The 13,772-nt window shown below is 65.6% G+C and carries 12 protein-coding genes and 1 tRNA gene; 6 read left to right on the forward strand and 7 right to left on the reverse strand.

Translation table 11 applies throughout. The features are described from left to right. Window positions 1-38: 38 nt before the first annotated feature. From DX923_RS02060 to DX923_RS02075, 4 genes are all read right to left on the reverse strand, one after another. Window positions 39-1,922 carry an N-acetylmuramoyl-L-alanine amidase gene (locus tag DX923_RS02060; RefSeq protein WP_162872719.1) on the reverse strand — a complete coding sequence of 628 codons (1,884 nt, stop codon included), beginning with the start codon at window positions 1,920-1,922 and terminating at the stop codon, window positions 39-41. Window positions 1,923-2,514: 592 nt separating this feature from the next. Beyond that, window positions 2,515-2,591, reverse strand: a tRNA-Pro gene (locus DX923_RS02065). A 116-nt stretch (window positions 2,592-2,707) separates the two neighbouring features. Next, window positions 2,708-3,637 (reverse strand): metallophosphoesterase, encoded by a 930-nt coding sequence (locus DX923_RS02070; RefSeq protein ID WP_116112342.1) that lies wholly within the window; start codon window positions 3,635-3,637, stop codon window positions 2,708-2,710. Between the two features lie 236 nt (window positions 3,638-3,873). Further along, complete coding sequence (locus DX923_RS02075) at window positions 3,874-6,363, reverse strand: penicillin-binding protein (RefSeq protein WP_205413092.1); 2,490 nt, start codon at window positions 6,361-6,363, stop codon at window positions 3,874-3,876. 402 nt (window positions 6,364-6,765) lie between these two features. On the opposite strand from DX923_RS02075, the gene DX923_RS02080 reads away from it, so the two are divergent. Then, window positions 6,766-7,083, forward strand: coding sequence for a WhiB family transcriptional regulator (locus DX923_RS02080; protein WP_116112343.1), 318 nt, complete (start codon window positions 6,766-6,768; stop codon window positions 7,081-7,083). Between the two features lie 19 nt (window positions 7,084-7,102). On the opposite strand, the gene DX923_RS02085 is transcribed toward DX923_RS02080, so the two are convergent. Further along, the gene (locus tag DX923_RS02085) at window positions 7,103-8,317 is read right to left on the reverse strand and encodes an ArsA family ATPase (protein WP_240322704.1); all 1,215 of its coding nucleotides are present in this window, start codon (window positions 8,315-8,317) and stop codon (window positions 7,103-7,105) included. A gap of 49 nt (window positions 8,318-8,366) precedes the next feature. Continuing rightward, the gene (locus DX923_RS02090; protein WP_116112345.1) at window positions 8,367-9,446 is read right to left on the reverse strand and encodes an ArsA-related P-loop ATPase; all 1,080 of its coding nucleotides are present in this window, start codon (window positions 9,444-9,446) and stop codon (window positions 8,367-8,369) included. Between the two features lie 119 nt (window positions 9,447-9,565). Between DX923_RS02090 and DX923_RS02095 the strand changes: the two genes are divergently transcribed. The 4 genes from DX923_RS02095 to DX923_RS02110 are packed head-to-tail and all read left to right on the forward strand — an operon-like array spanning window position 9,566 to window position 11,956. Continuing rightward, the gene (locus tag DX923_RS02095) at window positions 9,566-9,721 is read left to right on the forward strand and encodes a DUF4177 domain-containing protein (protein ID WP_006501802.1); all 156 of its coding nucleotides are present in this window, start codon (window positions 9,566-9,568) and stop codon (window positions 9,719-9,721) included. Window positions 9,722-9,724: 3 nt separating this feature from the next. Next, on the forward strand, window positions 9,725-10,192 hold the full coding sequence (locus DX923_RS02100) for a RidA family protein (RefSeq protein WP_116112346.1): 468 nt from the start codon (window positions 9,725-9,727) through the stop codon (window positions 10,190-10,192). Window positions 10,193-10,196: 4 nt separating this feature from the next. Then, window positions 10,197-11,123, forward strand: a complete 927-nt coding sequence (locus tag DX923_RS02105; protein ID WP_116112348.1) for an NUDIX hydrolase — start codon at window positions 10,197-10,199, stop codon at window positions 11,121-11,123. Further along, on the forward strand, window positions 11,120-11,956 hold the full coding sequence (locus DX923_RS02110; RefSeq protein ID WP_116112350.1) for an MBL fold metallo-hydrolase: 837 nt from the start codon (window positions 11,120-11,122) through the stop codon (window positions 11,954-11,956). The genes DX923_RS02105 and DX923_RS02110 overlap by 4 nt, the downstream gene beginning before the upstream one ends. 74 nt (window positions 11,957-12,030) lie before the next feature. Here DX923_RS02110 and DX923_RS02115 read toward each other — a convergent pair whose 3' ends face one another. Then, window positions 12,031-12,708: a Crp/Fnr family transcriptional regulator gene (locus tag DX923_RS02115; protein WP_116112351.1), complete on the reverse strand. Its 678-nt coding sequence runs from the start codon at window positions 12,706-12,708 to the stop codon at window positions 12,031-12,033. A 249-nt stretch (window positions 12,709-12,957) separates the two neighbouring features. On the opposite strand from DX923_RS02115, the gene nth reads away from it, so the two are divergent. Then, window positions 12,958-13,704, forward strand: coding sequence for an endonuclease III (nth, locus tag DX923_RS02120; protein ID WP_116112353.1), 747 nt, complete (start codon window positions 12,958-12,960; stop codon window positions 13,702-13,704). Window positions 13,705-13,772 lie beyond the last annotated feature (68 nt).

A 13,772-nucleotide genomic window follows, 5' to 3' on the forward strand; every position in this document is an offset into this window, starting at 1 on the left:
GTCCGGGCGTTTCGGCACCGGACGCCACCGCGCCGTGGTCAGCTCAAGGCGACTTCTTCATGTTTCATGAAGGCCAGCCGGTGTCCAAAGGAGACCAGCGCGTAGCGGTCTTTTCCGGTGATGAGGACGTGGTCGTTCGGGGTGTCCATGGAGAAGGACTTCGACCAGTAGTAGGCGGTGGGCGGGTTCAGATCGCCGACGACGTACTTCTGTCCGGCTTCGACCTTGTAGACCAGTGAGTTGACCTCTTGGTAACGCGAGGGGTCTTTGTAGGCGGCCTTTTCGGGGACGGCCCGGCCGTAGAGCCTGGTTTTCGCCGTGGTGGTGGCGATGGTGCGTTTCTCGGTGACCTTGCGGGCCTTGGGTGTGGCAGGCGGGTTGTGGAACCAGCCGAGGACGCCCAGGTACCAGATGGCCGTCCAGTCCTTGTCGACCTTCGCCACGACGAATTCGCTTCCGGCGATGGCGCGGGCGCCGATGTCGGAGACCTGGGTGGTGCTGGGGTCACCTTTGGGGCGCAGCCCGGGGTCGCGGACGAGTTCGGAGCTGGTGGACGGTTTGGTGTGCAGTGGGACGAAGTTGGTGTTCCCGGCTTCACAGGGGCCGTCTTTGCCGCAGGCGGTGAGTGGCTGGGCGTTGCCTTTGAACCCGGGGAGGATCCGGATGACGTCGCCGGGTTTGATCGGGTCTTTGCTGGTGCCTTGGGTGAGCGGTGCGCCGAGGAGCTCGAAGAAGTGCTCCCAGTCCCAGAAGGGGCCCGGGTCCCAGTGCATCTTGGGGATCTGTTCGGTTTTCTCGCCGGGGATCTGGTCGTGGCCGATGATGTGGGCGCGATCCATCGGGACCTTGAGTTCTTCGCAGAGGTTCTTCACGAGTTCTGCGGAGGAGGCGTACATCGGTTCGGTGTACCAGCGGTGGCCGCGGGCGGCGTGGCCTTCGTGTTCGATGCCGATCGAGTGCATGTTGAACCACCAGCTGCCGCAGTGCCAGCCGATGTCCTGATGTTTCAGGTGTTGGGCGACGTGGCCGTCGTTCGAGCGGATCGTGTAGTTCCAGGAGACGTACTTCGGGTCCTTGACCATCTTGACTGCGACATCCCATGAGCATTCGGTGTCATGGATGATGATGAAGTTGATGGCGGGGGCTTTGGGGCGGAATGCGCGGTCGTGGTTTCCGTAGTCTTTTTCTGATTCGCCGTACTTTTCGTAGGGCGATGGCATGATCTCGATTTTTTTCTTGTCGGCAGGTGGTGCCGGAGGTTTATCGTCTACGCGCGATTGGAGCAGGACTTCTTTCTGGGCTTCGACGGAGCCGACTTCGCTCTTCTCCAGGACGAGGAACTTGCCATCCGGCAGTTTTTCTTTTTGCCCTGAGGCGACGGTCTTCATGACGCGGTCGGCGAAGGTGCTCTGCGCTTCGATCGTCGACATGCCGCTGGCCCTGGCGACGGCGAGGTACCAGGCTTCGGGCTTGGTGTCGGCGCCGACGGGGTGGCCGGCCTTCTTTTGCAGGTGGACGAGGAGCGCGGCGCCGGCTTCGACGTTGGCGCCGGCGTCATTGCGGATCTTGTCGGCGGGGATTCCGCTGATCTTGGTGGCGCTCTCCAGGGTGTCCTCGAAGGCGGCGATCGGTTTACCTGCCCGTTCGAGACCGCGTTGGCGTTCGGCGGCGTCGATCAGGTGCATGGGGCCGAAGCCGTTGCCGACGCTGGGGCGTCCGCCGTGGTCCTGCCAGCGGCTCTGGCAGTGGGCGAAGGCAGCGAGGACGGTGATCGGGATGCCTTGTTTGTTGGAGGCGTCGTCGTAGATCTTTGTTTCTTTACTTTTTTCTTCCGCAGCATGGCTGGTAGAGGTGCCCAGCCCTATACCCAGGGCTGCTGCACCGGACATGACAATGAAGGAACGTCTCCCTATATGGACCATTCGTTCAAAGCTCCTCACCTTGTTGATAAGGGCATTCCGGACAGTCCCCCCGAGATGCCGGGCTCTTTGTATCATAGATTTCCTTCTCGGGAAATCTTGTTGAAATAAAGATGATGGGCTTGATCGCGAGATGGCGGGGTGTCCGTCCCGGAGTCGCACTCTAAGGAGGTGTCCTGGATTTTTCCTGCATGGGTTGAGGGGATGATGATCCGTACATTTGGGTTCAAATGCCCGAATTATTTGGATATCTCAGCGCCCTTGTGTGGAGAGTGTGTGGACTTCTGAAAATTGGTGAACCACGCTCATGAAAACGTTGGCCTGTGGTTTTAACTAAAGTGAAAGGTGAATACGGGCGGGGTGGGTGAGTCCCGCCTGCGGGTGGCCGGTCGATCGGTGGACGTGCTTGGTCGGTGCTGCGCGTGGTGCTGCTGGAGGAGGTCATGGTCTCGTGGGGAAGCGTGCGCAGGGCCTTGCCACGAGTCAGTGGGCGGGCCGAGCGCACTGCGGGGAAAAGAGAAATGCGGCGCGAGTCGCCGCATGAAAAAAGGCCCTTTCCCGATCTGGGTAAAGGACCTTGTCTCTGTATTAACGATGGTCGGGGTGACAGGATTTGAACCTGCGGCCTCTTCGTCCCGAACGAAGCGCGCTACCAAGCTGCGCCACACCCCGTGGCTGGTCGCCGGGTGCTGACCCAGGTTAGACCTAGGAGGAACCGGCGACGACTCATGGTAGCCGATCAGGTGTTGAACTTCCGAATCGGGGATGGTCGGGCGTTCATCCGTCGTTCACCGATCACGTGGCGTCAAGGTCAACAGGGTGGCCTCGGGTCGGCACGCGAATCTCGCTGGGGCGTAAGGAGATGTGCCCAGCCCTGCGGAGACGTGCATCCAGGCGGCATTCTCGGGGGCTTCTCTATCGGGCGCGCCGTTAGCACCGGGCCACCAGCGGGACATCCCTTTGGCGCGGCGGCGGTCGAGATCGCAGTTGGTGACCAAGGCGCCCATGAAGGGCATCGCGATCTGTCCGCCGTGGGTGTGCCCGGCGATGATCATCCCTGCGCCGTCCCTGGTCATGGCGTTCAGTACCCGCTGGTAGGGGGCGTGGACCACGCCGATGGTCAGGTCGGCCGAGGGGTCGGCCCGGCCGGCCACCTCGTCGTAGCGGTCGAGCTGGATGTGGGGGTCGTCGACCCCGACCAGTTCCAGATCGAGCCCGGCGATTTCCACCCGGCTGCGCACATTGTTGAGGTCGAGCCACCCCTGGGACCGCAGCCCGGCCACCAGAGCATCGGTGGGCAGCCGAGAGGTCATGGGCATGCGGGTCTTGTGGCGTAGATAGATCGCCGGGTTCTTCGGCCGCGGGGCGAAGTAGTCGTTCGATCCCAGGACGAAGGCACCGGGCAGGTCGAGGAAGGGCGCCATCGCTTCCAGGAGCGGCTCGACCGACTCCGGGTGGGAGAGATTGTCTCCGGTGTTCACCACCATGTCGGGACGCAGCCGAGCCAGTTCCTTGATCCAGGCGACCTTGCGGCGTTGCCCAGGCATCAAGTGGATGTCGGACACCTGAAGGACCCGTAGTGGTCGAGCACCGGGGGGCAGGACAGGGGCCGAACGTTCACGCACCACGAAAGCATTGCGCTCGATGAGCGAGGCATAGGCCAGGCAGGAGATTCCTGCACCCACCACTGACAGGGCCGTCTTCGTCAAGGTGTTCATCGTGTGACATCTTCCCAGAGAAGTTCGGGTGCGGGCGAGCCGCCCAGCCTCTGACATCGGTTCTTCGAGAGCGATCTCAACGACTTTGCTGAATCGGACCGAGCGGGTGGGGGCGAGTACCAGAGCCGGGCGAGGTCATGGCAGAGCAGGACGGTGTGGAGACGACCGAAGGGTGGCTCTGCCGGAAGTATCTCCGTCAGAGCCACCCTTGGATCGGTAGCTGAGGAAGTATCAGATCATCGGGCCGGCGCGGGCGGGGGAGCCCCCGGCGCCGGAGCGCCAGGCCTGGCCGGGGCAGCGCCTGCCCCACCTGGAACACCGGCGATGCCTGCTCCTCGACCGCCGCCAGGAGCACCAGCAGCACCACCACCGGCAGCACCGCCAGCAGCACCACCACCGGCAGCCCCGTCCGGTCGGGCTCCCGGGCGCTCAGGTCGGGCGCTGGTTCCGGTCGACGGCTTCGGCGCGCCACCGGCTGCGAGGATGATGCTCACCGTCTCGCCCTTGTTGATCTGGGTTCCTGCAGGCGGGTCGGTGCGCGCCACGGTGCCCGGCTCGACCTCGGTCGTCGTCTCCTTCTGGTTGGAGACGACCACCTTGAAACCGGCTGCTTCCAGTGTCTTCTTCGCGTCCTCTTCAGAGGAGCCGACCACGGTGGGAACCGCTACCCGGTTGTTGGACTGAGCCGCTGAACCGCTGAACTGTGCCTTGGGCAGACCGACGTGCGCGACATCCATGATCTTTTTCCAGGTCGGCCCGGAGAGGGTTCCTCCGTACGGGTTGGCCCAGTAGCGGCTTCCGATCCGGATGCCTTGCATCGACTTGTTGCCCTTCTCCGGGCGGCCGGTCCACACAGCGGTGGAACGCTGCGGGGTGTAGCCGACCATCCAGGTCTGGGCGTTTCCGTCGGTGGTTCCGGTCTTGGCGGCGGCGTCCCTGCCTTCGGACAGGTTGTTCGGCGAGACGACGCCCTTGAGGATGTCAGTGGTGTCCTGGGCGACCTTCGCACTCACTCCGGTGTCGCGGCACTGACCGATGCGCAAGGGCAGCTTCTTGCCGTCGTGCTGGGTGACCGACTCGACCGGGTAGGGCTCGCAGTACTTGCCGTTCGCGGCGAGGGTGGCATAGGAGGCGGCCATCGTCAGCGGAGAGGCTTCGTTCGCGCCCAGGATGATGCTGGGGGAGAAGTCGCCATAGGGCTTTCCGCTGCCGGTGTGCAGGCCCATGTCCTTCATGGTCGCCTTCTGCTTGCAGACGCCGATCTTCGTGGCGAGGTCGGCGAAAGCGGTGTTCACCGAGGCTACTGTCGCGGCCCTGATGGACATGGTTCCGCTGGCGGACCCTTCGACGTTGTGCACCGGCCAAGGGCCACCCATGGCTTTGCATTCCCCGGCACGGAAGCGTCCCTGGTTGTAAACCGTTCCGCTGGGGGTGGAGTTCACCGAGGAGCTCGCGGTCATCCCTTGTTTGAGGGCCTCGACAACGGCATACATCTTCGCGGTGGAGCCGATCTGGAACCCGGCCGATCCGCCGTATTCGGCGTCGACCGACCAGATGAGGTGGTTCTTGTTCTGGGAGCTCTGCGCGATCGAGAGCACCTTTCCGGTGCCGGGCTCGACGACAGCGGCGGCGGTGCCGACCTCTTTCTCCTGGGCGGGGGGCACCCATTCGGTCAGGATCCGGCGGCTCTCCTTGAGGAGCTTCACGTCGAAGGTGGTCTGGACGGTCAGGCCGCCGTGCATCAGGCGGCTCTCCCGTTCGGCTTCGTTGGCGCCCAGCGCGGGCACATTCTTCTTCAGCCAGGACTTCACGTAGAAGCAGACCCACTTGTCGACCGCGGTCTCGCAGGAGGTCTTGATGTCCTGTTCCTTGGTGCCCAGCGGGGCGGCCTTGGCTTCGGTGGCCTCGTCCTTGGTGACGAAGCCACCGGCGGCCATCCGGTCCAGCACGGCATTGCGGCGGTGCAGGGCTGCCTGCGGGTAGACCAGAGGGTTGTAGGCGGTCGGCTGCTGGGCCATACCGGCGATCATGGCCGCCTGGGCGAGGTTGAGGTCTTTCGCCGGGATGCTGAAGTAGCGTTGCGCGGCAGCTTCGACTCCGTAGGAGTTCGCGCCGTAGAAGACCAGGTTGAGGTATCCCTCGAGGATCTGGTCCTTACTCATCTTCTTCTCGATCTCGATGGCGTACTTCGCCTCTTTGAGCTTACGGACGATGCCGGGGACACCATTGCGCTGCTCGGCGGCGGCTGCAGCGTCATGGTTGTCATTGCGCAGCGCGTTGGTGATCAAGGACTGGCGTACGTATTGCTGGGTGATGGTGGAGGCGCCCTGTTTGTCGCCGCGCATGGTCGACACGAAAGCGCGCATGAGGCCGCGGACGTCGACGCCACCGTGCTCGTAGAAGCGTTCGTCCTCGATGGCGACCTGTGCCTTGCGCATCATCGGGGACACCTGGGACAGAGGAACCACGGAGCGGTTCTCGTTGAGGAGAGTGGCCAGCTCGGTGCCGTCAGCGGCCAGGATGCGGGTCTGCTGGGCGATGGCGGGCGCGGTCAGTTGGCTGGGGAGCGCTTCGAAGGTGCCGATGGCCAGCTTGGTCGAGGCCCCGGCGCCGCCGACCAGAGGAATTGCCAGTCCAGCGGCTAGGAAGCCCATGACCACTGACGCGGCGAGGAAAGCGCCCATGAGATTGAGGACGTTGGTGAACCGGGTGGCACGGCGCTGCATGTGGTCAAGGGTACGTGGGTCTGAGGGGCGAGGGCGCAGGCGGCCCCTTCCGGGCGGGTAACGAATCACGCACCTTTGTGGTCTCCCAGGCTGCGCAGACTTTGTCTGGAGTAGTCCCGACTGTGCCCCATGTCAACGCGTGGAGGCGGGCCAACATGGGGCACAGTGGGCCAGTATGCGCGTCGCACGTTGAGTATCCATGATCAACAAGGCTTCTCGGCCAGCTAACCGCAAAGGATTCCACCGAAGGATGGAACCGATTACATCGAGTGACTAGTTCTTTATGACTATAAGGGTGGGCTCTTTAGAGGGATGGGCACGGCCTATCAGGGTTCCTACTGTGCAAATTGTCATCATGTCGGCGGCCTGACCAGAGCAGGCCCAGGCAAGGGTAGGCAAACGGTGAGCACAGTCGCCCAGGAACAGCACACGCAACAGACCAACTGGATAGTCGAGTGGACCCCCTTGGCAGCCTGCCGGGCTTCGTCCCCCGACGCACTCTTCGTGCAAGGGGCAGCCCAACAACAGGCCAAACAGATCTGCCAACGGTGCCCTGTCATCGCCGAATGCCTCGCGGATGCCCTCGACAACCGGACCGAGTTCGGGGTCTGGGGCGGAATGACCGAGCGGGAACGCCGCGCCATGCTGCGCCGCCATCCGAACATCCCCTCCTTCAGGATGCTCTTCGAAGCAGATCGGCAGAACCGGGCCAGCGCCTGAACCTGCCGACACCGGCCGGTCACGCCGCCGCATCGGCCGCCAGGTCCGCCCCGATCCGACGTAGCGCCTCCAGATCATGGACGTCCACCGCCGCGGAAGGAACCTGCACCACCGGCACTCCCGGATGTCCCTCCGCCAGGTGACGGGTCGCAGCCTGCTGGCGCCTCGTCAATTCGTCCTGCACCGCCTGCAGGCGCAACAGTGCCGCAGCGAAACGGTGGACCTCGTCCGGCTCCGCGATCGACTCCAGCCGATCTGCCGCCCGATCAGCAGCATCCGCAGGTAATTCCACCTCGACCCGGGCCATCCGGTTCACCACCACCCCCGCCAGGGGCATTCCGTCAGCGGCCAGCCGATCGATGAAATAACCGGCCTCCCGCAGAGCATCCCGTTCGGGTGAGGCCACCACCAGGAAAGCCGTCTCCGCGTCCTGCAGGAGCGCATAGGTGTGCGTAGCCCGCTCCCGGAATCCCCCGAAGACGGTGTCGAGGGCAGCCACCAGCGTCTGTACGTCATGCAGCATCTGCGCCCCCAGGATCTTGGACAGGGCATGCGCCGTCGCGGACATCCCCGCCTGCACGAACCGCAGATAAGCCCGCCCGCCCGCCTTCGCCGGAGCCACCATCAACCGGATGAACCGCCCGTCCAGGAAGCTGCCCAGACGCTCAGGGGCGTCCAGGAAGTCCAGTGCCGAACGACTCGGCGGGGTGTCCACCACCACCAGGTCCCAGTACGGGCGGCCGTCCTCGTCCCGCCGGTCGTGGAGCTGCCCCAGCTTCTCCATCGCCATGTACTCCTGCGTGCCCGCGAACGAACTCGACAACGCCTGGTAGAAGGGGTTCGCGAGGATCTGCTCCGCCTTCTCCGGCTTGGCATGCGCCTGCACGACCTCGTCGAAGGTCCGCTTCATGTCCAGCATCATCGCGTCCAGGGAACCGCCCGCCGAGCGGTCGACCCCTGACACCTCCCGAGGGCTGTTGTCCAGCTCGGCCAGGCCCAAGGACTGCGCCAACCGACGCGCAGGGTCGATGGTCAACACCACTGCACGACGACCACGTTCGGCCGCCCGCAAGCCCAGCGCGGCTGCCGTCGTCGTCTTGCCCACCCCTCCGGCGCCGCAACACACGACGATCCGAGTCCCTCGATCGTCCAACAGTGCATCGATGTCCAAGGCCGGTGACGGCAGCTCGGCGGACCTGGCCGCTCGGACACCCCGATGAACAGCGTGACCCATGCTGATATCCGTGTTCCGTGGCCCGGGCTTCATCACTCATCCACCTCTTTCACCAGGCGGCCTGGTCCGCGAGTTCCTGCGCGAGCACCCGGATACCCGTGGCATCCATTCCCTCGCGCAGCGGCGGCAGCACATAAACCGGACGGCCCAAGGACTCCACCACGGCGAACTGCTCGTTCTCCAGACGCATCCGGTCTGCATGAGCCGAACCCTGCGCGACCAGGGAGTCCACCGCCGCAGCCGACCACCCCTCCTGCTGCCCCTCAGCCCGCCCCGAGAACGGACCGGGCCACGCCGAGGAGTCCGTCAACACGCGGGCCAGCGCTGCATGATCGATCCGGCCATCGGACAAACAGACCAGTTCCTGCGGAGTCAGCAACGGATCCCGAGCCTGGTTCACCACGACCGCGCCCAAGGGCAGTCCCGCCGCCCGCAGCTCCGCGACGGCGTCCACCGCCTCCTGCACCGGCATCTCCTCCAACAAGGTCACCAGATGTATCGCGCACGACCCTGAACGCAGCAACTTCGTGATGGAATCGGCCTGGCTCCGGATCGGCCCCACCCGTGCCAGGTCGGCGACCTCCTGGTTCACCCCCAGGAAACGCCCCACCCGGCCCGTCGGTGGCGCATCGAGAACGACCGCGTCGTAATGCCAGTCCGGGGTACCGTCCGGGAGCGGACGATCCGCCCGGCGCCGGGCCGCCTCGTAGACCTTCCCGATGAGCAGGACGTCCCGGACCCCGGGAGCGATCGTCGTCGCGAAATCGATGGCTCCCACCTTCTCCAGGGCCCGCCCGGCCCGGCCCAGGTGGTAGAAGAGCTCCAGGTACTCCACCAGCGCGGCCTTCGCGTCGACGGCCAGCCCCCACATCTCCCCGCCGCCGGAGACCTTCAACATCAAGCGTTCGGTGCACGGCAGCGGCGGCACGTCCAGGACCTGGCTGAACCCTTGGCGGCCCTCCACCTCGGCGAGAAGCACTCTGCGGCCCAGACTGGCCAGCGCCAAGGCCAGCGCGGCCGCGACGGTCGTCTTCCCGGTGCCGCCCTTCCCGGTCACGACGTGCAGGCGTACACCAGGCCAGTCCGACGTCGGGGCCCGTTCACCAGGCTTCCCAGCGATGTCCGGCATGAGTGAAGTCTAGGAGAGCGCCCTGTGCTCGTCCTGCTCTGCAGCTCAAGATGATCGGCCGACCTGGCAATCCATGCCGGTCCGGCCCTCGACAGGCCCGGCCCAGTAGGCTGAGAGATATGACGAGGTGGGAGTACGCAACAACGCCGGTCCTGATCCACAACACCCAGGCCATCCTCAACACCTGGGGCGAGGACGGTTGGGAACTGGTGCAGGTAGTGACCATGGCCGAGGGAAACCTCGTGGCCTACTTCAAACGCCCGAAGGAGAACTGATCCATGAGCCAGGTGGAAGAACGCCTCGCGGCGCTGGGCCTGACCGTCCCGGAGGTGGCCGCACCGGTGGCTGCCTATGTCCCTGCGGTCCAGGACGGGCGGCGCATCTATACGTCCGGCCAGCTTCCGCTGGTCGCAGGTGAACTGGCTGGCGCTGGTCTGGTCGGCGCCGACCTGACCGCCGAACAGGCCCAAGAACTAGCCCGGATCTGCGCACTCAACGCCATTGCCGCAGTGAAATCTGTGGTCGGCGACCTGGACAAGGTCGCCCAGGTAGTCAAGGTCGTCGGATTCGTCGCCAGCGCTCCCGGATTCACCGGGCAGCCTGTCGTGATCAACGGGGCGTCCGAGCTGCTCGCGCAAGCCTTCGGGGAGAAAGGCGCGCACGCTCGCAGTGCCGTCGGAGTGGCTGCGCTTCCGCTCAATGCTCCCGTCGAGGTGGAGATGGTCGTCGCCCTCGTGGAGGAGTGACCCGATGAACGGTGGCCGCCGTTACCCACTGCCGGGAGATCGGACCGCGCAGGTCCGGGCCTGGCAAGAGAGCGGCGCCACCGCCGTCGGACCTCGCGATGCCGCGACCGTCGTCCTTCTGCGTGATCGGACCAGAGGACACGACGCACAGCCCGACCGGACATCTGGCGGGCTCGAAGTCTTTGTGCTTCGACGGGCGGCGACCATGCTCTTCGCGCCCAGCACCTATGTCTTCCCCGGCGGCGGCGTCGACCCCACCGACTATCAGCGTCCATCGGCCTGGCACGGACCCGACCCCCGGGCCTGGGCGCGAGTCCTCGACCTGCCGGACCCGGAGCTTGCCGGAGCACTTGTGGTGGCTGCAGCCCGTGAACTCTTCGAGGAGTGCGGAGTCCTGCTCGCCGGGCCGGACCCCGATCACGTCGTCGCCGACCTCGACACCCCGCACTGGTCGGCCGCCCGCAAAGCACTCGTCGTCCACCGGCTCACCTTCGCCGATCTTCTCGCGGAGAACGGACTCGTCCTACGCGCCGACCTGTTGCGTGCCGTCGACCACTGGATCACCCCCGAATTCGAATCCCGCCGCTACAGCACCCGCTTCTTCGCCGCCGTGCTCCCCACCGGCCAGCAGCCGGACGGCGACTGCACCGAGGCCGATGACGCACGCTGGGTCCGTCCTGCCGACCTCCTCGCCGAGGTCCACGTCGGACAGGCCCTGATCCTTCCTCCCACCAGGTCCCGTCTCGACGCACTGCTCGACGGCCCCGCCCGAACCGCCGCCGAATGGTGGCACCACCAGGACCCCGCAGCTGTCGTCCCTGCGCTCCTGGCTGTTCCCGTCCGGACCGCCGACAGGTACGAGATCGTCGCCCAGCGCGTCACATCCGGCCGAGCCGACCCTACTCACCCGCAGAACGGGAGAACGCCATGAACGGACCGGACCGACAGACCGAAGAACTCGTCGCCCGCCCACCCCGGTGGGCGCAAGGTACGTGGGCCGGCGGACGTTGGAGCGACAGGGTGGACTGCATCGTCTGCCCCAACCCCTCGGCGATGACCCTCGAAGGAACCAACACCTGGATCGTTGCCGACCCCGGCGACGAAAGCTGCCTCGTCGTCGACCCAGGCCCCTTGGACGAAGAACATCTACGCCGGGTCCTCGGCCGGATCGGCGAACGCCGGGTCTCCCGGGTGCTCCTCACCCACCGCCATCCCGATCACGCTGCGGGAGCGCACCGTTTCGCCGATCTCGCCCACTGCCACGTCAACGCCATCGGCGACGGACGCCATGACCTCGCCGACGGTGACGTCCTCCGTGAATGCGGGGTCGAGGTGCACGTCGTCGCCACCCCCGGACACAGTGGTGATTCCATCAGTTACCTCGTGGCCGACGACCGCGCGCTACTCACCGGGGACACTGTCCTGGGCTGGGGGACCAGCGTCGTCGACTGGCCGGACGGCAGCCTCGCCGAATACCTCCTCAGCCTGGAGAAGATCGCCGCTCTCATTGCGGACGGGCAGGTCACCGACCTGCTCCCCGGCCACGGCGGGCCCATTGCCCACGCTGCGGAAGTCGTCGAGGCCTATCGTCGGCATCGGCTCGACCGACTCGACCAGATCCGCGCCGCACTCAGCGAGGGGGCCTCCGGCGTCTCCCAGGTCGTCGACCGTGTCTACGCAGGCCTCGACCCGGCGTTGCGACCGGCCGCCGAACGTTCGGTCCAGGCTCAACTCGCCTACTTGAGGGTCGAGGGCCTCGGCTGACCGGGCCACCGGCTGCCTCCGGCAGGACGGATCCGGGGCATGTCGCACCTGCGCGACATGCCCCGGAAGTTGCGTCAGCGGGAGCGGCGGTACAAACGGTCGACGTCGAGGAGAACCACAGCTCGCGCTTCCAACCGCAGCCAGCCACGGGAGGCGAAGTCGGCGAGAGCCTTGTTGACGGTCTCCCGGGATGCGCCTACGAGCTGGGCGAGTTCTTCCTGGGTGAGGTCATGGGCGACGAGGACACCTTCGTCGGCGGGCTGACCGAACCTGTTCGCGAGGTCGAGCAGTGCTTTGGCGACCCGGCCGGGCACATCGGTGAAGACGAGGTCGGCGACGGAGTCATTCGTCCGGCGGAGCCTGCGGGCCAAGGAGGCCAACAAGGTCAGGGAGACGGCAGGCCGGTCCTTGAGGTATTCGTGCAGGGACTCGTTGCCCATGCCGATGAGTTCGGTGTCGGCGACGGCGGTGGCGGTGGCCGTACGCGGACCCGGGTCGAACAGGCTCAGCTCACCGAACATCTCGCCGGGACCGAGGATGGCCATCAGGTTTTCCCGGCCGTCGGTGCTCGACCGTCCGAGCTTGATCTTGCCTGACACGATGACGTAGAGACTGTCCCCTCGTTGGCCTTCGCGGAAGAGGACGTCGCCTCGTTGGAGGCGAGTTTCCGACATCGTGGAGCGCAGGGCATCGACGTCGTCGTCGTTCAGGGCGGCAAAGAGGGGGGAGCGTCTCACCACAGCGTTGTCCACGACCCCTACTCTGCCACAGCTGTGCGCCAGATCACGTGGGTCCCGCAGGAACTCGTTAAGACATCTGTCCGAATATGTCGTCAGCGTCGAACTGGTGGTCTCCTCCGGCACAGGGACAAGGACACTCAGCGGACGGAGAGGTCCCGTTCAGAGCAGCGGCGTAGCCTTTTCCTTGCACAGCGAGGCGTAATGTCTCGAAAGTCATGGATGCCGCGCAAAGGACGGCCGGGGAACGAGGGGGAGAACGCGATGACAGCCGGTGCGGCGGTCACCGAACGACCGGGGGAGCCGAGTCAGCTCGCTCGGGTCCGTCGGGCTCGAAGGATCCATCGTCTTCTGCGGGAACGCTATCCGGATGCCCATTGCGAACTCGATTTCGCGGATCCTTTCCAGCTGTTGGTCGCCACGGTGCTGTCCGCCCAGACCACCGATGTCCGGGTCAACAGCGTCACGCCGACCTTGTTCGCCGCATATCCTGATGCCGCCGCGCTGGCCGCAGCTGAGCGGACTGAGTTGGAGGAGATCATCCGGCCCATCGGTTTCCACCGGAACAAGGCCGATGCCCTGCTGAGACTGTCGGCGGAACTCCTCGCCCGACACGACGGTCGGGTGCCGGGCTGCCAGAAGGAGCTCGTCGCACTCCCCGGCGTCGGACGCAAGACCGCCAATGTCGTCCTGGGGGAGGCCTACGGCGTCCCAGGTATCACCGTCGACACCCACCTCGGACGATTGGCGCGCCGGTTCGGATGGACCACGGCCGAGGACCCGGTCGTGGTCGAGACCGAGGTGGGGGAATTCTTCCCCCGCAAGGAGTGGACCATGCTCTCGCACACGCTGATCTGCCACGGTCGGCGCACCTGCCACGCCCGCCGTCCGGCTTGTGGCGCCTGCACGGTGGCAACATTCTGCCCGTCCCACGGGGTGGGGGAAACCGACCCGGTGAAAGCCGCTGCACTGGTGAAACCGGGCCCGGCCGCCACCGGGGCTCCGGCGTGACGAACGTGCTGAAGCCGTCCATCGAGTTCCTGTCGGAATTCTCGCGACCTGCCCGGACGTTCCGGTGA

It is taken from the genome of Austwickia chelonae (assembly GCF_003391095.1).
In the GTDB taxonomy this organism is placed as follows: domain Bacteria; phylum Actinomycetota; class Actinomycetes; order Actinomycetales; family Dermatophilaceae; genus Austwickia; species Austwickia chelonae_A.